Source organism: Burkholderia sp. MSMB1459WGS, assembly GCF_001534535.1.
GTDB lineage: Bacteria > Pseudomonadota > Gammaproteobacteria > Burkholderiales > Burkholderiaceae > Burkholderia.
In genome coordinates this window covers 139,265-160,959 of sequence record NZ_LPMU01000012.1, presented here as the reverse complement: position 1 = coordinate 160,959, position 21,695 = coordinate 139,265, and the positions used below count along the sequence as shown (strand labels likewise).

At 68.7% G+C, this 21,695-nt stretch carries 22 protein-coding genes; 8 read left to right on the top strand and 14 right to left on the bottom strand.

Annotation, left to right across the window (positions count from 1 at the left end; genetic code table 11):
- Positions 1-48: 48 nt before the first annotated feature.
- The 6 genes from WT97_RS05730 to pyk all read right to left on the bottom strand — a co-directional run bounded on the left by WT97_RS05730 (position 49) and on the right by pyk (position 6,906).
- Complete coding sequence (locus WT97_RS05730) at positions 49-1,077, bottom strand: L-threonylcarbamoyladenylate synthase (RefSeq protein WP_059794076.1); 1,029 nt, start codon at positions 1,075-1,077, stop codon at positions 49-51.
- 11 nt (positions 1,078-1,088) lie between these two features.
- A complete protein-coding gene (locus tag WT97_RS05725; protein ID WP_059504582.1) occupies positions 1,089-2,285 on the bottom strand; it encodes a 5-(carboxyamino)imidazole ribonucleotide synthase in 1,197 nt (398 codons plus the stop codon).
- 90 nt (positions 2,286-2,375) lie between these two features.
- Positions 2,376-2,897: a 5-(carboxyamino)imidazole ribonucleotide mutase gene (gene purE, locus WT97_RS05720; RefSeq protein ID WP_060353114.1), complete on the bottom strand. Its 522-nt coding sequence runs from the start codon at positions 2,895-2,897 to the stop codon at positions 2,376-2,378.
- A 65-nt stretch (positions 2,898-2,962) separates the two neighbouring features.
- Entirely contained in the window at positions 2,963-3,853 is an 891-nt protein-coding gene (locus WT97_RS05715; protein WP_027785305.1) for a phosphoribosylaminoimidazolesuccinocarboxamide synthase, read from the bottom strand.
- Between the two features lie 233 nt (positions 3,854-4,086).
- Entirely contained in the window at positions 4,087-5,151 is a 1,065-nt protein-coding gene (fba, locus tag WT97_RS05710; protein ID WP_006481730.1) for a class II fructose-bisphosphate aldolase, read from the bottom strand.
- Between the two features lie 318 nt (positions 5,152-5,469).
- Entirely contained in the window at positions 5,470-6,906 is a 1,437-nt protein-coding gene (gene pyk, locus WT97_RS05705; protein WP_060353119.1) for a pyruvate kinase, read from the bottom strand.
- Here pyk and WT97_RS34845 point away from each other — a divergent pair.
- Complete coding sequence (locus WT97_RS34845) at positions 6,905-7,033, top strand: hypothetical protein (RefSeq protein ID WP_023476234.1); 129 nt, start codon at positions 6,905-6,907, stop codon at positions 7,031-7,033. The genes pyk and WT97_RS34845 overlap by 2 nt on opposite strands.
- Before the next feature lie 157 nt (positions 7,034-7,190).
- On the opposite strand, the gene WT97_RS05700 is transcribed toward WT97_RS34845, so the two are convergent.
- From WT97_RS05700 to WT97_RS05690, 3 genes are all read right to left on the bottom strand, one after another.
- The gene (locus tag WT97_RS05700) at positions 7,191-8,387 is read right to left on the bottom strand and encodes a phosphoglycerate kinase (protein WP_034208284.1); all 1,197 of its coding nucleotides are present in this window, start codon (positions 8,385-8,387) and stop codon (positions 7,191-7,193) included.
- Positions 8,388-8,667: 280 nt separating this feature from the next.
- Positions 8,668-8,991, bottom strand: coding sequence for an AzlD domain-containing protein (locus WT97_RS05695; RefSeq protein ID WP_059504578.1), 324 nt, complete (start codon positions 8,989-8,991; stop codon positions 8,668-8,670).
- Entirely contained in the window at positions 8,988-9,743 is a 756-nt protein-coding gene (locus WT97_RS05690; RefSeq protein WP_059794071.1) for an AzlC family ABC transporter permease, read from the bottom strand. The genes WT97_RS05695 and WT97_RS05690 overlap by 4 nt, the downstream gene beginning before the upstream one ends.
- A gap of 208 nt (positions 9,744-9,951) precedes the next feature.
- Here WT97_RS05690 and WT97_RS05685 point away from each other — a divergent pair, with 208 nt between their 5' ends.
- The 6 genes from WT97_RS05685 to WT97_RS05660 all read left to right on the top strand — a co-directional run bounded on the left by WT97_RS05685 (position 9,952) and on the right by WT97_RS05660 (position 14,510).
- Complete coding sequence (locus WT97_RS05685) at positions 9,952-10,875, top strand: branched-chain amino acid transaminase (RefSeq protein WP_027785311.1); 924 nt, start codon at positions 9,952-9,954, stop codon at positions 10,873-10,875.
- A 50-nt stretch (positions 10,876-10,925) separates the two neighbouring features.
- Positions 10,926-11,120 carry a zinc-finger domain-containing protein gene (locus tag WT97_RS05680; RefSeq protein WP_006482499.1) on the top strand — a complete coding sequence of 65 codons (195 nt, stop codon included), beginning with the start codon at positions 10,926-10,928 and terminating at the stop codon, positions 11,118-11,120.
- A 139-nt stretch (positions 11,121-11,259) separates the two neighbouring features.
- Complete coding sequence (gene waaF, locus WT97_RS05675; protein WP_059794067.1) at positions 11,260-12,297, top strand: lipopolysaccharide heptosyltransferase II; 1,038 nt, start codon at positions 11,260-11,262, stop codon at positions 12,295-12,297.
- 115 nt (positions 12,298-12,412) lie between these two features.
- Entirely contained in the window at positions 12,413-12,859 is a 447-nt protein-coding gene (locus WT97_RS05670; protein WP_006477934.1) for a nuclear transport factor 2 family protein, read from the top strand.
- Positions 12,860-12,892: 33 nt separating this feature from the next.
- A complete protein-coding gene (locus WT97_RS05665; RefSeq protein WP_059504572.1) occupies positions 12,893-13,930 on the top strand; it encodes a hydrolase in 1,038 nt (345 codons plus the stop codon).
- Positions 13,923-14,510 (top strand): DUF2946 family protein, encoded by a 588-nt coding sequence (locus WT97_RS05660; protein WP_060353113.1) that lies wholly within the window; start codon positions 13,923-13,925, stop codon positions 14,508-14,510. Before WT97_RS05665 ends, WT97_RS05660 begins: the two co-directional genes overlap by 8 nt.
- Before the next feature lie 49 nt (positions 14,511-14,559).
- Here the strand turns inward: WT97_RS05660 and WT97_RS05655 are convergent, their stop codons facing one another.
- On the bottom strand, positions 14,560-16,251 hold the full coding sequence (locus tag WT97_RS05655; protein WP_060353112.1) for a M48 family metalloprotease: 1,692 nt from the start codon (positions 16,249-16,251) through the stop codon (positions 14,560-14,562).
- A gap of 267 nt (positions 16,252-16,518) precedes the next feature.
- Here WT97_RS05655 and moaC point away from each other — a divergent pair, with 267 nt between their 5' ends.
- Positions 16,519-17,007, top strand: coding sequence for a cyclic pyranopterin monophosphate synthase MoaC (moaC, locus tag WT97_RS05650; protein ID WP_060034034.1), 489 nt, complete (start codon positions 16,519-16,521; stop codon positions 17,005-17,007).
- A 506-nt stretch (positions 17,008-17,513) separates the two neighbouring features.
- On the opposite strand, the gene WT97_RS05645 is transcribed toward moaC, so the two are convergent.
- From WT97_RS05645 to WT97_RS05625, 4 genes are all read right to left on the bottom strand, one after another.
- Positions 17,514-17,864 carry a TonB family protein gene (locus WT97_RS05645; protein ID WP_059504564.1) on the bottom strand — a complete coding sequence of 117 codons (351 nt, stop codon included), beginning with the start codon at positions 17,862-17,864 and terminating at the stop codon, positions 17,514-17,516.
- A 461-nt stretch (positions 17,865-18,325) separates the two neighbouring features.
- Entirely contained in the window at positions 18,326-20,104 is a 1,779-nt protein-coding gene (locus WT97_RS05635) for a Wzy polymerase domain-containing protein (RefSeq protein ID WP_060353110.1), read from the bottom strand.
- Between the two features lie 156 nt (positions 20,105-20,260).
- Positions 20,261-20,857, bottom strand: coding sequence for a pilin (locus WT97_RS05630; protein ID WP_059504558.1), 597 nt, complete (start codon positions 20,855-20,857; stop codon positions 20,261-20,263).
- A 102-nt stretch (positions 20,858-20,959) separates the two neighbouring features.
- Positions 20,960-21,664 carry a TerC family protein gene (locus tag WT97_RS05625; RefSeq protein ID WP_034208295.1) on the bottom strand — a complete coding sequence of 235 codons (705 nt, stop codon included), beginning with the start codon at positions 21,662-21,664 and terminating at the stop codon, positions 20,960-20,962.
- Positions 21,665-21,695: the final 31 nt, after the last annotated feature.

The following is a 21,695-nucleotide window of genomic DNA, read 5'->3' as shown; positions in this document are numbered from 1 at the left end:
CCGGTTCGCCGGTCGGGCGTTTTTTCATTCGGCAGGCGCCTGCGCGCGTCAGTCGCGCGCTTCGAATGCCGCCGCCGCGCGGCCGAGGCGATCGTTGACCGCGATCCATTCGATGGTCTCGGGCAGCTTCTCGACGAGGATGCGCGCGACCTGCGCGCGATCGAGCGCCCGCAGCATGCCGTACAGGTCGCGTGCATAGGCCTGCGGATCTTCCGGCGCCGCGATGAAATGCACGCCGTCGGCCTGCGCCCAGTGTCCTGCCCGCGACGCACGTGCGACGAGCGCGACGCGCTCGCCGTCGGTTTGCGCGGCCGCGAGCAGCGGCTCGAGCGCGTCGAACGGCAGCAGCGCGAGCGGCGTGCGCGGTGCGTAATGCGCTTTCAGCGTGCCCGACGCGCGCGGCGCGGTCGCGTCGCTGCCGTCCGGCAGCTTCGGCGCGCGACCGAGGACGTCGGCGATCTGCTGCGGCGTCACGTGGCCCGGGCGCAGCAGCGCCGGGAAGCCGCGCGACAGGTCGAGGATCGTCGATTCGATGCCAACTTCTGATGCGCCGCCGTCGAGCACGTGCACGGTATCGCCGAATTCGTCGCGCACGTGTTGCGCGGTCGTCGGGCTCACGTGGCCGAACCGGTTCGCGGACGGCGCCGCCACGCCGCCGTGGCCGCCGCGCCGCGCGCTGAACGCGGCCAGCAGCGCCTGCGCGACCGGATGCGACGGACAGCGCAGCCCGACCGAATCCTGCCCGCCGCTCACGGCATCCGGAATGCGCGCATGACGCTTCAGGATCAGCGTCAGCGGGCCCGGCCAGAACGCATCGATCAGCGCGTGCGCGTCGGCCGGCAGATCGTCGGCCCAGTAGCCCGGATCGCCGCCGGGCGGCAGATGCACGATCACCGGATGGTTCGCGGGCCGCCCTTTCGCCGCATAGATGCGCGCGACGGCCTCGGGATTCGCCGCGTCGCCGCCGAGCCCGTAGACGGTTTCGGTCGGAAATGCGACGAGCTGGCCCGCGTCGAGCAACGCGGCGGCCGCGTCGATCTGCGCGGGCGTCACGTGCTTCGGAAGATCGATGGACATCGGCCCGCGCCTCAGTCGAGCGGCACGCGCAGCAGTTGCGCGCACGCGTTGGCGGCGGCTACGGCTTCGTCGCGCGTCTCGGCCGTGAAATTCACGTGGCCCATCTTGCGGCCGACGCGCGCTTCTTCCTTGCCGTACAGGTGCAGGTGCGCGGCCGGCATCGCGGCGACCGTGTCCCACGGCGGCGTGACGGCACCGGCTGCCGGACCGTCGGGGAACCACACGTCGCCGAGGATGTTCAGCATCGCGGCCGGCGAATGCTGGCGCGGGTTGCCGAGCGGCATGCGCGTCATCGCGCGCACCTGCTGCTCGAACTGGCTCGTTGCGCACGCATCGACCGTGTAGTGGCCGGAGTTGTGCGGGCGCGGCGCCATTTCGTTCGCGACGAACGAGCCGTCCTCCAGCACGAAGAACTCGACGCACAGCACGCCGACGTAGCCGAGCGTATCAGCGATCCGCACGGCCGCCTGCTGCGCCTCTTCGACGCGCGCGGCATCGGCCGCCGGCGCCGGCACGACCGTCAGCGCGAGGATGCCGTCGTGATGCACGTTCTGCGCGAGCGGGAACGCGGCCGAGCGGCCGTCCGCGCCGCGCGCGATCAGCGCCGACACCTCGTATTTCAGCGGCAGGCGCTTCTCCAGCACGCACGGCACGCCGCCGAGCGCGGCATGTGCGTCGCGTGCTTCCTGCGCGGTGGCGACGCGCACCTGGCCCTTGCCGTCGTACCCGAGGCGGGCCGTCTTCAGGATGCCCGGCAGCACCGCGTCGAGCGCGGCGTCGTCGAGCGCGGCGAGCGCCGCCGCCGATTCGATCACGACGTGCGGCGCGACCGGCACGCCCGACGCCTCGATGAAACGCTTCTCCGCGATCCGGTCCTGCGCGACCGCGACGCAGCGGCCGGCCGGTGCGACGAACGTCGTGCGCGCGAGGAAATCGAGGCTCGCGGCCGGCACGTTCTCGAATTCCGTCGATACGGCCTCGCACAGGTCCGCCAGTTCGGCGAGTGCGGCTTCGTCGTCGTACGCCGCGCGCAAATGGCGATCGGCGACCGCGCCGGCGGGGCTCGCCGGATCGGGATCGAGCACGGCGACGCGATAGCCCATCGACTGGGCGGCAAAGCAGAACATGCGGCCGAGCTGGCCGCCGCCGACCATGCCCAGCCACGCGCCGGGCAGGATCGGGGAAACGGAATCAGGAGTTGCGGTCATGTCAGTGGTCGGTCGCGGCGGAACGCGGAAATGCCCGCCGCAGTAGGAAAATCCGGCGCCGGCCGCGTCGTGCGGCCGCGCGCCATGCCGTCATTCCAGCGGCGGCAGCACCATCGCGTGCGCGGCTTCGTTCTGGCGCACGCGGAACGCCGCGAGCCGGTTCGCGTAGTCGACCGAGTTGCCGGACAGGATCGACACCGCGAACAGCGCGGCATTCGCGGCGCCGGCCTCGCCGATCGCGAACGTCGCGACGGGCACGCCCTTCGGCATCTGCACGATCGAGTGCAGCGAATCGACGCCCTTCAGGTACTTGCTCGCGACCGGCACGCCGAGCACGGGCACCGTGGTCTTCGCGGCCAGCATGCCGGGCAGGTGCGCGGCGCCGCCGGCGCCCGCGATGATCGCACGCAGCCCGCGCTCGCGCGCTTTCTCCGCATAGTCGAACATCTCGTCGGGCATCCGGTGCGCGGACACGACCTTCGCTTCGTACGGCACGCCGAATTCCTGCAGGATCGCGACCGCGTTCTTCATCACGTCCCAGTCGGAACTCGAACCCATCAGCACGCCGACGAGCGGCGCGCTGTGCGTGTGGGCAGTTTGCTTTTCACTCATTTCGTGTGTTCCTGTCGACCGGAGTGAGTGCTTCAGCACTTACTCCGGTCCTATGCAAAGCTCCGTCAGGCGAGCGACTGGCCCGTGATGCGCTCGAGCGCTTCCTGGTACTTCGCGGCCGTCTTCTCGACGACATCGGCCGGCAGCGCCGGCGCCGGCGCCGTCTTGCCCCACGGCTGCGCCTCGAGCCAGTCGCGCACGAACTGCTTGTCGAACGACGGCGGGTTCGTGCCGACTTCGTACTGGTCGGCCGGCCAGAAGCGCGACGAATCGGCGGTCAGCACTTCGTCCATCAGGTACAGCTTGCCGTGGTTGTCGAGGCCGAATTCGAACTTCGTGTCGGCGATGATGATGCCGCGCGTCGCCGCGTAGTCGGCCGCTTCCTTGTACAGGCGAATCGAGATGTCGCGGATCGTCGCGGCCAGTTCGGTGCCGATGCGGCGCTCGGTTTCCTCGAACGTGATGTTCTCGTCGTGCTCGCCCATCTCGGCCTTCGCGGCCGGCGTGAAGATCGGCTCGGGCAGCTTCTGCGCGTTCTGCAGACCTTCCGGCAACTGCACGCCGCACACGGCGCCCGACGCCTGGTACTCCTTCCAGCCGCTGCCGGCCAGGTAGCCGCGCACGACCGCTTCGATCATGATCGGCTCGAGACGCTTGACGACCACGCCGCGGCCCTTCACCTGCTCGACCTCGTCGGCCGCGACGACCGCTTCCGGCGCGTCGCCCGTCAGGTGATTCGGCACGATGTGCGCGAGCTTGTCGAACCAGAAGTTCGCCATCTGGTTCAGCACGCGGCCCTTGTTCGGAATCGGCTCGCCCATCACCACGTCGAAGGCCGACAGGCGATCGGTCGTGACGATCAGGAGCTTGTCGTTGCCGACCGCGTAGTTATCGCGAACCTTGCCGCGACCGAGGAGCGGCAGCGAGCGGAGCGTGGATTCGTAAAGGGTAGACATCGTCTTTTCGCAGATAAGGAGCCAAACAAAAAGGGAAACGCCGTTCCCCGCGGCAGGCGGGAACGGCGGTCTTGCAATACGTCGGCGAACCGGCGGGCACAGCGCCCGGACGGCTGCCGGCCGGCCCTCGTTCGGCCGGACGGAACGGCTGCCGGGGCCGGACCGGATCCGGCCGGCCTGGCGGCCCGCCCATGCCCGGCGGCAGAACCGGGCGGGGCAATCGTACTACAGTCTCAGCGCACGACCTGGGCGAGCGCACCCGACTTGTACTGCTCGGCGATCTTGTCGAGCGACACCGGCTTGATCTTGCCGGCCTGGCCTTCGCAGCCGAACGCGAGGTAACGGTCGACGCAGACCTTCTTCGCGGCTTCGCGCGCGGGCTTCAGGTAGTCGCGCGGATCGAACTTGCCCGGATTCTCGAACAGGTAGCGGCGGATCGCGCCGGTGATCGCGAGACGCAGGTCGGTGTCGATGTTGATCTTGCGCACGCCGTGCTTGATGCCTTCCTGGATTTCCTCGACCGGCACGCCGTAGGTTTCCTTCATGTCGCCGCCGAATTCGCGGATCTCGGCCAGCAGCTCCTGCGGCACCGACGACGAACCGTGCATCACGAGGTGCGTGTTCGGAATGCGCGCGTGGATTTCCTTGATGCGCTGGATCGACAGGATGTCGCCCGTCGGCTTCTTCGAAAACTTGTACGCACCATGCGACGTGCCGATCGCGATCGCGAGCGCATCGCACTGCGTGAGCTTCACGAAGTCGGCGGCTTGCTCCGGATCGGTCAGCAGCTGCTCGCGGGTCATCGTACCTTCCGCGCCGTGGCCGTCTTCCTTGTCGCCCTTCATCGTCTCGAGCGAGCCCAGCACGCCGAGTTCGGCTTCGACCGTCACGCCGATCGAGTGCGCCATCTCGACGACCTTGCGCGACACGTCGACGTTGTACTCGTACGACGCGACCGTCTTGCCGTCGGCTTCGAGCGAACCGTCCATCATCACGCTCGTGAAGCCGCTGCGGATCGCGGCCGTGCAGACCGCCGGCGACTGGCCGTGATCCTGGTGCATCACGACCGGAATGTGCGGATACGATTCGACCGCCGCTTCGATCAGGTGGCGCAGGAATGGCTCGCCCGCGTACTTACGCGCGCCGGCCGATGCCTGCATGATCACGGGCGCGCCGACCTGATCCGCCGCCGCCATGATCGCCTGGACCTGCTCCAGGTTGTTCACGTTGAAGGCCGGCAGGCCGTAACCGTGCTCTGCCGCGTGGTCCAGCAATTGACGCATTGATACGAGAGGCATTGTGGAACTCCTTGGAATGAAAACCGGTGCGCCCTGACGCCGGCGCGGCGCTCGCTCCCGGTCCAGACCCGGGGCGGCACGGCGCGGCTGAGCGTCGAATAGCCGCATTTTATCGCGAAGCGCCTCCGATTCCGACCGCCCGGTAGCGCCCGCTCGCAATTTGTTACGTTCGCACGGCACAATCCGGCCAAAAAGGAGAAAAAAAGCCGCGCGGGGCTTCGGACCCCGCGCGGCTTTCGCACAAAAAACGGTGCCGGATCGATTCCGGCCGATCCGGGCCGCAGGCCGCGGGCCGGCTCGATGCGGCCCGGCCGACGCTCAATAGTGCTCGCCGACCCGCACGATCTTCAGCGTGTTGGTGCCGCCCGCCTGCCCCATCGGCTCGCCGACGGTCAGCACGACCATGTCGCCATGCTGCACGTAACCCTGCTTGACGACGATCTCGAGCGCCGCCTGCAGCGCCGAATCGCGATCGCTGTTGAAGTCGACGTGCAGCGGCGTCACGTTGCGGTACAGCGCCATCGTGCGCTCGCTGCCGACGCGCGGCGTCAGCGCGAAGATCGGCACGTGCGTGTAGTGACGCGACATCCACAGCGCGGTCGCACCCGATTCGGTCAGCGCGACGATCGCCTTCGCGCCGAGGTGATACGCGGTGAACAGCGCGCCCATCGCGATCGACTGGTCGATCCGCGTGAACGTGCGGTCGAGGAAATCCTTGTCCAGCTCGACGTGCTCCGACTTTTCCGCCTCGACGCACACGGCCGCCATCGTCTCGATCGTGACGACCGGGTACTTGCCGGCGGCCGTCTCCGCCGACAGCATCACCGCGTCGGTACCGTCGAGCACCGCGTTCGCGACGTCCGACACTTCCGCGCGGGTCGGCACCGGTGCGTAGATCATCGATTCCATCATCTGCGTCGCGGTGATCACGAGCTTGTTCGACTCGCGCGCCATCCGGATCATCCGCTTCTGCAAAGCCGGCACGGCCGCGTTGCCCACTTCCACCGCGAGGTCGCCGCGCGCGACCATGATGCCGTCGGATGCGTCGAGGATGCTCTGCAGCGCCGGAATCGCTTCCGCGCGCTCGATCTTCGCGATCATCTTCGGCTTGATGCCGTATGGCGCGCCCGCGATGTTCGCGAGCTGGCGCGCCATTTCCATGTCGGTCGCGTTCTTCGGGAACGACACCGCGACGAGATCCGCGCCGAGCGACATCGCGGTGCGGATGTCCTCCATGTCCTTCGCGGTCAGCGCCGGAGCCGACAGGCCGCCGCCCTGGCGGTTGATCCCCTTGTTGTTCGACAGCTCGCCGCCCACCTTGACGGTCGTGTGGATCTCGTCGCCGAGCACGCGCTCGACGGTCAGCACGATCAGGCCGTCGTTCAGCAGCAGCAGGTCGCCCGGCTTCAGGTCGCGCGGCAGCTCCTTGTAGTCGAGGCCGACGCGCTCGTCGTTGCCGAGTTCGCAGCCCGCATCGAGGATGAACGGCTGCCCCGGCACGAGCATGGTCTTGCCGTTCTCGAACTTGCCGACGCGGATCTTCGGGCCCTGGAGGTCGGCCATGATCGCGATCTCGCGGCCGACCTTGCGGGCGGCCTCGCGCACCATTTCGGCGCGCTGGCGGTGATCGTCGGCCGTGCCGTGCGAAAAATTGAGCCGCACGACGTCGAGGCCCGCCTGCATCATCTGCAGCAGAGTCTCCGGCGAACTGGAGGCCGGGCCGATCGTGGCGACTATCTTGGTGGCGCGCTGCATGAAACTCCTCATCTGGATCAAGGTGGATGCGCTGGGTGAAACGCTGCGAGAGCCGGAAGCGGCAGGCCCAGCGGCGGCCGCTCCGGGGAGCGTGCCGGTGCTTGCGCCCGGCATCGCTTTGTTCTGAATCTCGTGGTGCTGCACGGCCGCGTCGCCGGCGGCCGCCGGTGCGCGCGGGGCGGTGTTCGCCCGCGCGGGCGCGCGTTTGCGCTTGCCCGCGCCGGCCGGCTGCTCCGCTTTCGCGGAGCGCGCGGCCTTCGTCGCCCCTGCGCGCGTCGCCACGCTCAGGCCGCCCGCGTTTCGAGCACTTCCACCGCCGGCAGCTTCTTCCCCTCGAGGAACTCGAGGAAGGCGCCGCCGCCCGTCGAGATATAGCTGACCTGGTCGTGGATGCCGTACTTCGCGATGGCCGCGAGCGTGTCGCCGCCGCCCGCGATCGAGAACGCGGACGATTTCGCGATCGCTTCGGCGAGTGTCTTCGTGCCGTTGCCGAACTGGTCGAACTCGAACACGCCGACCGGGCCGTTCCACACGATCGTGCCGGCCTTCTCGAGCTGGCTGGCGAGCGCCTTGGCCGTATCGGGGCCGATGTCGAGGATCATGTCGTCCGCTTCGATGTCGGCGACCTGCTTCACCGTGGCCGCGGCCGTCGGCGAGAATTCCTTGGCGGTGACGACGTCGGTGGGGATCGGCACCGACGCGCCGCGCTCGCGCGCTTCGTCGATGATCGCCTTCGCCTCGGCGACGAGATCGGCTTCCGCGAGCGACTTGCCGATCGACAGACCGGCCGCGAGCATGAACGTGTTCGCGATGCCACCGCCGACGATCAACTGGTCGACCTTGCCGGCCAGCGACTTCAGGATCGTCAGCTTGGTCGACACCTTGGAACCGGCGACGATCGCGACCAGCGGGCGCGCCGGGTTGCCGAGCGCCTTGCCGAGCGCATCGAGTTCGGCCGCCAGCAGCGGGCCCGCGCACGCGACGGGCGCGTACTTCGCGATCCCGTGCGTGGTCGCTTCCGCGCGGTGCGCGGTGCCGAACGCGTCGTTCACGTACACGTCGCAGAGCTTCGCCATCTTTTGCGCGAGCTCGTCGGAATTCTTCTTCTCGCCCTTGTTCACGCGGCAGTTCTCGAGCAGCACGACCTGGCCCGGCGCAACGTTCACGCCGTTCTCGACCCAGTTCGACACGAGCGGCACGTCGCGGCCGAGCAGTTCGCCCAGACGCTTCGCGACCGGCGCGAGCGAGTCTTCCGGCTTGAATTCGCCTTCGGTCGGACGGCCGAGGTGCGACGTGACCATCACGGCCGCGCCGGCGTCGAGCGCGGCCCGGATGGCCGGCACGGACGCGCGCACGCGCGTGTCCTCGGTGATGTTGCCGTGATCGTCCTGCGGGACGTTCAGGTCGGCACGGATGAACACCCGCTTGCCGGCGAGCTGGCCGGCGGCGATCAGGTCGGTGAGACGCTTGACTTGGCTCATGTTGAACAGATTGAAGTAGTGGATGGGGAAAGGGGGTTCACGCTGGACGTGCGCGGGCTGCCGCGAAAGGGCGCCGGATGCGGCCGTGGCTGGCGGTTCGCATGACGCGCACGGGTAAAAAATCTCGAACGGGCATTCTAGCCGATCCATCCGGCAGACTGACCCGTGCGGCGGCGAATTCCGCCTATTTGGGATCGCGTGCGGCCGGCGGCACGATGCTGCATCGCAACAACGCCCAAGGCGCTCCAGTCGGCATGCGGCCGGCCGGGGCGGCGAATCATCAGAAGATCAGGCGCAGCGCGGTGAACACGAGCATGCCGACGACGATCGTGCCGAGCATGCTGCGCCGCCACAAAAACCAGCCGAGGCCGGCGAGCGCCGCGTAGAGCGGATGATTGGACAGCCCGAACGACAGCCCGGCCGGCGTTTCGAGCACGTCGGGCAGCACGACGGCGACCAGCGCGGCGGCCGGCGCGTAGCGCAGCGCGCGCTGCGCGCGTTCGGGCAGCACGGTGCGCTCGCCGCCGATCAGGAACAGCGCGCGCGTGACGGCCGTGACGATCGTCATCCCGACGATGACGATCCAGATCTCGGTCGCGTTCATTCAATGTCCTTTTCGTGCACGGTTTCGGTCCGGATGCGCCGCCAGTCGGCGCGCTCGACGAAGAAATCGGCCGCGCAGCCGGCCGCGAGCGCGGCGAACACCGCCAGCGGCAGCGCGAGCCGGTACGGCAGGTCGAACGCGATCAGCGACACGATCCCGGCGACCGCGACGGCCGCGAGCGTCGAGCGGTTCGCGACCGCCGACACCATGATCGGAATCAGCGCGAGCGTGCCGGCCAGCTCCAGCCCCCAGCTTGCGGGAAAGATGCTCGCGAGCAGGATGCCGGCGAGCGACGACACCTGCCACGACGCCCAGCTCGCGAGCGCCATCCCCCAGAAATACGCCTCCTTGCCCGGCACGCGGCCGTACGCGAAGCCCTGTTTCTGGAACAGCAGGTAGATCACGTCGCCGTTGAAATAGCCGATCGCGAGGCGCCGCCACAGCGGCAGGTAGGAAAAATGGGGGGCCAGCCCGGCGCTGAAGATCACGAAGCGCAGGTTGACCATCGCGGCCGTGAGCAGCACGGTCCAGATCGGCAGCTTCGCCGCGAGGAGCGGCAGCACCGCGAGCTGCGACGAGCCCGCGTAGACGAACAGCGACATCGCGCTCGCCTGCCCGAGCGTCATCACCGACTTGCTCATCGCGATGCCGGTGACGAGCCCCCAGGACAGGATTGCCATCAGTGTCGGGGAATAGTCGCGCGCGCCCTGGATCAGCGCGAAGCGGTCGGTGGCGGACAATCGAGCGAGCATGGGAAAGGCGGGCCGCAGCGGGCGGTTCGTCCGGGCGCCGGCGTCTCCCGCCGGCAAGGCCCGTCGTTATTGGAATCGGTACCGGCCGATTATAGCCCCGACCCTGTGCCGACCGACCGGATCGCCGCCAAATGACGCTAAAATAAGCGTCTTTCCGGCTCAACGCTGCATACAACCCGCAGCACCCCACCGCTTCCAGGAGAATCCTATGTCAATGGCCGACCGCGACGGCAAGATCTGGATGGACGGCAAGCTGATCGACTGGCGCGACGCCAAGATCCACGTCCTGACCCACACGCTGCACTACGGCATGGGCGTCTTCGAGGGCGTACGCGCGTACAAGGCGGCCGACGGCAGCACCGCGATCTTCCGCCTGCGCGAGCACACCAAACGTCTGCTGAATTCGGCGAAGATCTTCCAGATGGACGTGCCGTTCGACCGCGAAACGCTCGAAGCCGCGCAACTCGCGGTCGTGCGCGAGAACCGGCTCGAGTCGTGCTACCTGCGCCCGATCATCTGGGTCGGCTCGGAAAAGCTCGGCGTGGCCGCGAAGGGCAACACGATCCACGTCGCGATCGCCGCGTGGCCGTGGGGCGCGTACCTCGGCGAAGAAGGCCTCGCGAAGGGCATCCGCGTGAAGACGTCGTCGTTCACGCGCCACCACGTGAACGTGTCGATGGTGCGCGCGAAGGCGTCGGGCTGGTACGTGAACTCGATTCTCGCGAACCAGGAAGCGACGGCCGACGGCTACGACGAAGCGCTGCTGCTCGACGTCGACGGCTACGTGTCCGAAGGCTCCGGTGAAAACTTCTTCCTCGTGAACAACGGCAAGCTGTATACGCCCGACCTGTCGTCGTGCCTCGACGGCATCACGCGCGACACGGTCATCACGCTCGCGAAGGACGCCGGCATCGACGTGATCGAGAAGCGCATCACGCGCGACGAGGTCTACACGGCCGACGAAGCGTTCTTCACCGGCACGGCCGCCGAAGTCACGCCGATCCGCGAGCTCGACAACCGCACGATCGGTAGCGGCGCGCGCGGCCCCGTCACGGAAAAGCTCCAGTCGGCGTTTTTCGATATCGTGTCGGGCAAGAACGCGAAGTACGCGCACTGGCTGACGAAGGTCTGAGCGCGCCGCGCGACCGACTGCCCCACACAAGAGTGATAAGAGAAAGTCTCATGAGTGAAATCAAGGAAATGCCGCTGGTCGAGCTGACGGCCAAGGATCTTCCCGCCTACTGCCCGAACCCGGCCATGACGCGCTGGAATGCGCATCCGCGCGTGTTCATCGACGTGTCGCACGGCGAGGCGCGCTGCCCGTACTGCGGCACGCGCTACAAGCTGCGCGACGGCGAGGTCGTCAAGGGCCACTGAGCCCCGACGGCCGGGCCCGAGGGCCTTCGATCCGCAAGGCGGCGCAGCCGGAGCTCCGGCGCGCCGCCCTTCCCCATTCTGGCAACCCGAACGCGGCGCCCGTGCGCCGTGCTTCATTACGACATCGGAAGTCGACCTGATGCGTCGAGCGCTGGTTATCGCACCGAACTGGATCGGTGACGCATTGATGGCGCAGCCGCTTTTTGCGCTGCTGAAAAAGCTCCATCCCCGCATCGCGATCGATGCCGTCGCACCCTCGTGGGTCGCGCCCGTGCTCGAGCGGATGCCCGAGATCCACGATGTCTACGCGACCGATCTCGCGCACGGCAAGCTGCAGCTGCTGCGCCGCTGGCAGCTCGCGAGCGACCTGCGCGACGTCGGCTACGACGCGGCGTACGTGCTGCCGAATTCGCTAAAGTCCGCGGTGATCCCGTGGCTCGCGAACATCCCGCTGCGGATCGGCTATACGGGCGAGCACCGCTACGGGCTGCTGAACGTGCGGCACGCGAATCCGGCCAAGTCGGGCGAGCGCCCGCCGATGACGACCCACTACGCGGCGCTCGCCTACGCGCCGGGGGCGAAGCTGCCCGAGTCGATGAAGACGCTGCCCGCGCCGCGCCTGGACGCCGACCTGAACGAGACGGCGCGCGTGTCCGCACGCTTCAATCTCGATACGCGCAAGCCGCTCGTCGTGTTCTGCCCCGGCGCCGAATACGGCCCGGCCAAGCGCTGGCCGCCCGAGCATTTCGCGTCGCTCGCGACCATCGTCCACCAGTCGTTCCCGTATACGCAGATCGTCGCGCTCGGCTCGCAGAAGGATGCCGCGGCCGCGCAGGCGATCGCCGACCACGCGCCGAACGTGCGCAACCTGTGCGGGCAGACGTCGTTGTCCGAGGCGTGCGCGCTGATCGCGCGCGCGAATGCCGTCGTCACCAACGATTCGGGGCTGATGCACGTCGCCGCCGCGCTGCGCCGGCCGCTCGTCGCGTTGTACGGATCGACCGATCCGCGCCACACCCCTCCGCTGTCGGACCTGGCGAAGGTACAATGGCTGCATCTCGAATGCAGTCCCTGCTTCGAACGCGAGTGCCCGCTCGGCCACCTGAAGTGCCTGCGCGAACTCGGTCCCGAGCAGGTATTCGGCGATTTGCGCGGCATGCTCGTCGGGCAGCGCTGACCCTGACCGGCGGCGTCGCACGGCGCGCCGGGCAATCCGATTCACCGGTGCGCGGCGGCTCGATCCGGGCCGCCATGCTGAATACGGCGCGCGATGCGCGCGAGAGACAACCCCGATGCCACGTTTTGCCCGCCTTTTCGAAGCCGCTGCCGATACGCTGAACGCCTACTACCAGGCCGTCGCGGATGCCAATCTCGACGCGCTGCTGGCGTTGTGGATCGACGAGGATTTCGCCAGCTGCGTATGGGCGGACGGCGAGCATCTGCACGGCCTCGACCAGATCCGCGGCGGGCTCGCCAACCGGCTCGCGACGCGCCCGGTCACGATCGAGCCGCTCGACATCCGCGTGTACGACAGCCTCGGCACGGTCGTCTATACGATCGCCGAAGCGCATCAGCAGGCCGACCTGACGGCCGAACCCGACATGGTTTTCGCGACGTACGTGATGATTCACGAACGCGGCGAGTGGCGTATCGCGCACATCCACGCGAGCCCGATTCCTGAACAAGCGGCCGGACAATTCGCCGCGAAGATCCGTCACGGGCAGGGTCCGCTGCACTGACGAAGAACGAAGCAACGCATTAGCGGGGCGATCATGAGTACGGCTTCTCCGCCCACCTCGCCGCTGACCGGGGCCCCGGCCCCCGACGACGATTCATTGCGCTATCGCGCACCGCGCTGGCTGCCCAACAGCCATGTGCAAACCATCGTGCCCGCGCTGTTCGCGCGGCGTCCGGTTGTCGCTTACCGACGAGAGCGATGGGAAACCCCCGACCACGACTTCATCGATCTCGACTGGGTCGCGCATCTCGACAGCGCGGCGCCGGCGCCCGACGCACCGCTGTTCGTGCTGTTCCACGGCCTCGAAGGCAGCTCCGGCTCGCACTACGCGCTCGCGATGATGGCGGCCGCGCGCGCGAAGGGGTGGCACGCGGTCGTGCCGCACTTCCGCAGTTGCAGCGGCGAGATCAACCGCCAGCCGCGCTTCTACCATCTCGCCGACAGCGCCGAGGTCGACTGGATCCTGCGCCGGCTCGCCACGCAGCATCGCGGGCCGCTGGTCGCGGCCGGCGTGTCGCTGGGTGGCAACGTGCTGCTGCGCTGGCTCGGCGAGCACCGCAGCGACACGTCGATCGTGCACGCCGCCGCCGCGATCTCGACGCCGATCGACGTGCACGCCGGTGGCCGCGCGCTGTCGCAGGGGTTCGCGATGGTCTATACGCGCAGCTTCCTGAAGACGCTCAAGCGCAAGGCGCTCGCCAAGCTCGACCAGTATCCGGGGCTGTTCGACCGCGAAGCGATGCTGCAGGCCGTGACGATGCGCGACTTCGACGAGGTCGTGACCGCGCCGCTGCACGGTTTCGCGAACGCAGACGACTACTGGACGAAGGCGACCACCCGGCCGCTGCTGCCCGCGATCGACGTGCCGACGCTGATCCTCAACGCCCGCAACGACCCGTTCCTGCCCGAATCGGCGCTGCCGGGGCCCGCCGACGTTTCGCCGGCCGTCGAGCTCGACCAGCCCGCGCACGGCGGTCACGCGGGCTTCATGACCGGGCCGTTCCCCGGCCGCCTCGACTGGCTGTCGGCGCGGGTGTTCGGCTATTGCTCGAAATTCGTCGACCATGGATGACATCGTCAGGCAGGCGCTCGCCAAATGGCCGAACGTGCCGGATTGCACCGGCTGGCTGCTGCTCGACCGGCGCGGCGCCTGGCGGCTGCGCGACGACGCGGCGCAGGCGGCCGGCGAGCTCGGCTCGCCGATCCAGCATGCGGCGCTGAACGCGTTCATCGGCCGCAACTACGCATGCGACGAGCACGGCCAGTGGTTCTTCCAGAACGGGCCGCAGCGCGTGTACGTCGAACTCGCGTATACGCCGTGGGTCGTGCGGCTCGCCGAACGCGACGGGCAGCTTGCGCTCACCGACCAGACGGGCGCCCCGTTCGAACCGGACGCAGTCTGGCTCGACGACGGCGGCGGCGTGCTGTTTCGCGATGCCGGCCCCCCCGCGCGCATCGCGGCGCTGCACGATCACGACCTCGGCTTGTTTGCCGATCATGCGGACTTCGACGCGACACCGCCCGTGCTGCACTGGCGCGACGGGCGCACGCTGACGCTCGGCCAGCTCGCTTGCGCCGACGTGCCTGCGACGTTCGGGTTCGTCGCGAGTCCCGCGCAGCGGGCGCGCGATGCGTCGGACGACGGCCGCTGACGCGCGATCGCCATAGCCCGCATGTCACGCCTGCCCGCCCGACGGGCCGCTATCCGCGCCCGTTCTTCTCGTCGTCGCGCTCTTCCTTGTAGCGCGCCTCGAATTCCAGCAGCCGCGCGCCGATGATCGACTGCTCGTAGAACGACACGTCCTTCGCGTCGCGCGCTTCCTTCAGTTGCCGGATCGCCGACGGCCACGCGCCGTCGAGCGCCAGTTTCTCCGCCAGCGCCCGGCGCCGCGCGAGCACGTCGCCCTTGCCGTCGCTCGACTTCGCGAGGTAATCCCACCAGTCCGGCTGTTCCGGGTCGGCCTTGGCCTGCGCCCGTGCGAGCGTCTGCGCTTCGGCGAAGCGGCGGGCGGCGATCAGCGCCTGCAGGTGCGCGACGACCGCCGCGTGCGACGCCGGCCAGCGCCGCTGCGCGAGCGCCGAGAGCCGTACCGCGTCGTCGGTTCGGCCCGCGCGGCGGGCGATGTCGGCGGCCAGCACGTCGAGGCTCGGCGAACTGCTTGCCGGATCGTCGTCGCGCCGCTCGCGCGCATCGAACGCGCTGCGCGCCGACGCGAGCGCCTTGTCCGCCGCGTCGTACTGGCCGAGCAGCGTGTTCGCGAGCGCGATGCCGTACCAGTTCGCCGCGACGTTCGGCGCCGTGCGATCGTCGATCTCGAGCTGCATCCGGCGCGCCTCGGCCGAGATGTCGGTCGGCGCCCGGTTCTGCAGGACGCGCAGCCGCGCGCGCACGAACCCATATTCGGCCGACTGGCGAGGCTGCCGGTACGGTGCGCGACGCGCACGGTCCTCCATGTCGGCAATCCGCTCGCCGGTCAACGGGTGCGTGCGCGCATAGGCCGGCACGCCCGCATCGCCCATCGATGCGCGATCGAGCCGCTCGAAGAAGCCCGGCATCCCGTACGGGTCGTAGCCGGCCCCGGCAAGCAACTGGAAGCCGACGCGGTCGGCCTCGCGCTCGGCCGACCGCGAGAAGCGCAACTGGTTGTCGACCGCATACGCCTGCCCGCCCATCGCGATCGCGCTGCCGAGATCGCCGCTGCGCGCGAGCACGCCGGCCAGCACGCCGAGCAGCATCGTCGCGAGCGCCGTGTAGCCGGTCTTCTCGCTCGCGCCGATCATCCGTGCGATGTGCCGCTGCAGCACGTGGCCCATCTCGTGGCCGACCACCGATGCGAGCTCCGACTCCGTCTGCGTCGTCACCACCAGCCCGCTGTTGATCCCGATGAAGCCGCCCGGCATCGAGAACGCGTTGATCTGCGGATCGCGCACCGGGAACAGATCGAAGTCCGGCATGTAGCCGCCGATGTAGCGCGCCGCCGCCGCGGCCGCGAGCCGCGCCGCCATCGCATTCAGGTAGTCGCGCACGAGCCAGTCGTCGAGATAGTCGGGATCGCGCCGCACTTCGCGCATCACGCGCTCGCCGAGCCGGCGCTCGGCTCGCGGCGTCAGCGAACCGCCGGAGCCGTCGCCGAGATCGGGCAGATCCAGCGCACGCAGCGGCGCGCGCAGGCTCGCGACCGGCGCCGACGCACCGCCCGCGCCCGAAAACCGGCTCTCCGCGCCGCCGTACGTGCCGAACACGCCGGTCGCGATGCCGGACGGCACGGTGGAAATCGACGTCGCGCCGCCGGCCGGCTCGAGCGGTGGCGCGGATGCGCTCTGCGCATGGCCGCCCGGCGGCAGCACGAGCGCCGCCGACAGCGATACGGCAAGCAACTGTTTGACACGCATGGCAGGATGAAAACGACGCCGTCCCGCGCACCCGGCGCGCAGCGGCGTTTGGTCTGAATATTCGGGTCATTGTACCGGCGCCGCGACGACTGTCCCGTGCCGCGCGTGCGTCATCTGCGCCTGCGGCAACGCGAACGCCGCTGCTATGATAGGCGCCCGTTGAGAGGTTGGATCGGTTCGTCGCGCCGGTATGGAATCCGGCGGCCAGCCGATCGCGAAGCAGGATCGAGGCACGTGCGCGCGCACGCCGTTCCACTAGAGGAAGCCATGTCAGGACTCACCCATTTCGACGCTGCCGGCCACGCCCACATGGTCGACGTCGGCGGCAAGCAGGAAACGCAACGCATCGCGATCGCGCGCGGCACGATCCGGATGCTGCCGGCCACGTTCGCGCTGATTCGCGACGGCAAGGCCAAGAAGGGCGACGTGCTCGGCGTCGCGCGTATCGCGGCGATCCAGGGCGCGAAGCGCACGGCCGATCTCATTCCGCTGTGCCACCCGCTCGCGCTGACGCGCGTGGCCGTCGACTTCGAACTCGACGACGCGCTGCCGGGTGTCCACTGCATCGCGCAGGTCGAGACGTTCGGCCGGACCGGCGTCGAAATGGAAGCGCTGACGGCCGTCCAGGTCGGGCTGCTGACCGTCTACGACATGTGCAAGGCGGTGGATCGCGGGATGGTGATCACGGACGTGAGCGTGCGCGAGAAGCGCGGCGGGAAGTCGGGGGACTGGAAGGCGGAAGACGTAAGCGACTGATTCATAGGCTCTTCCCGTCGTTCGACATGCGCCGACCCGGCCCTGGCGCCTGACATCGACGACTCGGTATTTCGGAACATCCATAAACCGCCGAAAGCGTTCCTCGTAGCAAGCGGCGATTGCTTCCAGGGTCGCGGCCGCGATATGCGGATTCTTTCTTGCCTGACGTGCGGAAGGCCGCCGCATTTCATTGTCTTTGATATATGCAGCGACAAGGCCCGGATAGCCGTCGTCGCAATTGGCTCGACACCGACCGAAACATCGATCGACCGGATCGGCGGGCAATAGATCGGCTGAAGTCTCCGCCTTGTCCGCAGGCTCGAGGAAATGGCTTTCGCCCGGCGGTCACGTATCGGAAGGCCGTTTCGTCAATCCTCGATCGCGAAGCGTGGCGCCGTCGGCTTCAGAACGTACCGGTCAGCGATAGTCGAAGCCCATCGTCGGCGATCGGCCCTCGACGGACGGTCGAAGGTGACGCGGCAACGGCGCCGGCCGCCGCTCCCGCGTCACTGCCCGCGCTGCGGTTCGAACACGAACGGTTGGGTCAGCAAGAAAGGATTCGCCGTCGCGCCAGTCTGCACGCACGTGGCGTGCGTCATCGCTTCGACGGCCGCGCGATCGGCCGCCGCATTGCGGCTGCTCGTCGTCACGGTGACGTTCTGCGCTTCGCCGGACGTCGTCATCAACGCACGCACCAGCACGGTCGCCGGACGCGTGAGCGGCTTCGCGGTATCCGGATAGACGGCACGCGGAATGTGGCAGGTCAGCTTGCTTTCCTGCGACGACGACAGCATCGCGCAGCCGGAAAACAGCATCGCGACGGCGGGCAGGATCAGGTAGGTCGAGCGAATGGCCATGGTCGAATATCGTTCTTCAGCACTGTTCTAGGCACACGCGCCGCGCGACGGAAGCCTTCCCCGCCCGCATCGCGTGTGTCGCACTGCGCCGCGGCCATCGGACCGGCGCCCCGTTACGGCCGCACGGCCGAGCGACGCTCGACCGCGATCCTGCCCGGCGAAATGCCCGAATAGCCGGGAAGTTTTCCGTGTTCGCGCCGGCTACGCCCCGCGCCGGCGCGCACGCCGGCGCTTTCGCGCATTGTGCACGCGCCGCCCGGCCAGCGGCGGCGATTTGACAATGGTTGACGCGAATCGCCGCCCATTCGACCGGAATCCGTGCGATCCGCGACGTAATCGATGGCCGACCGGAGCGGCACGCTACGCGCCGCGTCGTGTTGCGCCGACGTCAGCCGCCTTCGGCGCGACGCAACGGACGCCGGCATTTCCCGTTCCGGCGTGTGCGACATGCACGACGTGCGTCAATCCGAATCGTCGTCGTCCGATTCGTCGCCCTCGTCGGCCGGCGCTTCCCCGTACTTCGCGACGACAGCCGCCCTGAACGCTTTCAGCGCCGGCTCCTGGTCGCACAGCTTGTACAACGAGGCCAGTTGCTGCGGCCAGTCCTTCAATTCCTTCGCGAACACATGCAGCCGCGCGACGGTATCGAGAGCGTCGGCTTCGCGGCCGGCCAGCGCCTGCAGTACCGCGTAACGGCGCAGCACCGTCTCGCCCGGGAGCAGCGCGATCGCGCGCTCGTGCGCGGCGAGCTTGGCCGGCAAATCGTCCGGCGAAATCGGGAGCAGCGTCGCCGCACCGTAATCGCCCCACGCGCCGAACAACAGCGACGGCGCATCGCGGTACTGTGCTGCCGGGCTGCTGCCGTAATAGAGCACTTCCGCGTGCTGGTAGTCGCGCAGCACCGGCACCGCCGCCAGCACGCCGCCGAACGACAGCACCGCGAACAGCCCGAATGCCGCCCGCCCCGGCAGGATGCGTAGCGGCTTCACCTCGAGCAGCCCGATCACGAACATCGCCGGCAGCAGGAAGAACATGTATTGCTGCGGATATTCGACGAGCGCATGCATCAGCAGGATGCCGATCAGCGCGAAACCGAACACGCGCATGCTCGACTGCGGCGCCCGCACCGCGCGCACGAACCACGTGACGAGCGCGACGGCGAGCACGCCGAGCCCGACGAGACCGGACTTCGCGAGCAGGTCGATGAAGATGTCGTGCGAATTGTTCGCGATCTCGACGCCGCCGAGCGTGCGCACGAGCGCAAACTGGTGCGACGGGAATTCGCCCCAACCGACCCCGAGCAGCGGATGCTCGCGGAACATCGCGAGCCCGTACTTCCACAACGCGAGGCGCGGCGCGATCTGCCCGGCATCGCGCATCCGGTCGGCTGCCGACTCCGCGAGATTCAGGTGGTAGTGCACGTTGGCCCAGCGCACCGCGACGTTCACCGCGACGAGCGCGACGGCGAGCACGACCGGTATCAGCCACGCACGCGCATTGCCCGACGTGCGGCGCGATTCGACCCACGCCATCCAGAAGCCTGCGACGACCATCACTGCGACCTGCAGCCACGGCCCGCGCGACACCGTCAGCGCGAGACCGACCGACAGCACGAGCGACAGCGCGAGCCACGCCCACACCGCGAGCCGGCGAGTCTGCACCAGATACAGCGCGCCCGCGAGCGCAAAGGCGATGTAGCTGGCCAGGTGATTCGCCTGCGCCATGTTGCCGTACGGGCGGCGGTCGACCGCGATGTTGTACACCACGACGAACGGCGAAACGGCCGACTCGAGGTGGAACAACTGCACGATCTGGGTACCGACCGCGAACACGCCGCCGACGAGCAGCGCACCGGCCATCATCCGCGACACGGTTTCCGCCATGCCGTCGCGCGCAAGCGCGTAGCCGGCCTGCATTGCAACCAGCGCGGCCGCGAGATAACCGACCGCCAGCCAGTTCATCGACGGCACCTTGAGCGGGATCAGCGCGACCTGCGCGATCAACACCGCCGCGAAGCCGAGCGGCGCGGCGAACGCAGCCGGCGCGGCAAACGGCTGGGCCGGCCGGCCGGTGCGCGCAAGCAGCACGACGGATATGCCCACCAGCAGATACAGCACCAGCGCGGAAAACTCGGAATAGAAGGTCGGGATCGGATACGTGTGATTCGTGATCGCGTACGGCACGATCAGGGCGACAGCCAGCGCAACGAGCGACAACGAACGGGAAAAAGTAGAAGGCATGAGCGAACCGGATGTCAGCAACCGGCGCACTATACAAAACTTTCCCTGCTCTGTGCGGGGCTGTCGCTGCGCGAGCCGGCGCGGCGCCGCAGCCCGCGCCGGCCGAATCGGCGGACGGCGGGCCGCACGCGCGGCCGCCCTCCTTCTGCGCCAGCCTTACGCGCGGCACTCCGCCGGTGCATATTTCGCGGGCAGCGTCGCGGCGGCGCCAGGCAACGGCCCCGCTCCCGGCGCCGGCAGCGACGACGCGTCCTTGCCGGCGGCGAAGCATTCCCATGCAATCGCGCCCGCCTGTATCGCCCCCTTTTTGAGCGGCACGCGCGCGGTGGGCGCATCGGCCTTGTCCGGCGCAGACGGCACGAGCACCAGCGTATTCGCGCCGGCCGCGGCGACGCGCGCGGTGAACGCGACCGTGATCTGGCCGGTCGCGCCGTCGATCGTGACGGATTCGACGTTGCGGGTCGCGGCAGGCGGGCTATAGCCGCCGTCGAGGCTCGCGCCGCTCGCGGCATTGTCGGCGACCGCGAGCCGCGCGGACGACGCGAGCGCCAGCCCCTCGCCGACGCGCGACCGCGCGAGGTAATCCTGGTACGCGGGAATCGCATAGGCCGCGACGACGCCGACGATCGCCAGCACGATCATCAGTTCGATCAGCGTGAAGCCGGCCGGCCGCCAGCGCGGCGACGGCCGACTCGCGCGCCGGAGATCGGCGGCAACGCGACGGAACAGGGAAACGGAAAAGGCTTCGAACATGACAGGCTCCGGAAACGAAAAACGCCTGCCGATACAGGCAGGCGTCTCGATCGTAGCCAGCGGGCCGCGAGGCCGGCAGTCGGCCGGATGGCCAGTCAGTCGTCAATGCGCGTGCGGCACGCTGCGGCGTTTCCGGAGCGCGTAACCGATCGCGACGACGAATAGCGCGCCGGCAATGCTCGCGCCGTATACCACCGACGGCGTATCGAGCACCGGCCAGCGGTCGCCGACCGGGTCGTTCACGATCAGCCCGCCCGCGATCCAGCCGAGCAGCCCGGCGCCGAACGCCACCACGACCGGGAAACGATCGAGCAGCTTCAGCACCAGCGTGCTGCCCCATACGATGATCGGCACGCTGACGACGAGCCCGAATATCACGAGCGCGATCCGGTGCGACGGATCGGCCTGCTCGGCGGCTCCGGCGATCGCGATCACGTTGTCGAGGCTCATGACCGCATCGGCGATCACGATCGTCTTGACGGCGTCCCACAGCCGGTCGGCCGGCTTGATGTCGTCGTGCGCGTCGGCGGCCGGCGCCATCAGCTTGATGCCGATCCACAGCAGCAGCAGCCCGCCGCCGAGCTTCAGGAACGGCACGTCGAGCAGCGCGACCGCGAACGTGATCAGCGCGACACGCAGCAGGATCGCCCCCGCGGTGCCCCAGACGACCCCGCGCAGCCGCTGGTTCGCCGGCAGGTTGCGGCACGCAAGCGCGATCACGACCGCGTTGTCGCCGCCGAGCAGGATATCGATGATGACGATCTGGAGAATGGCGCCCCAGTGCAGCGAGGTCAGGAATTCGAGCATGGCGGTGAGGAAAGGACGGCGGCCGCCTCGC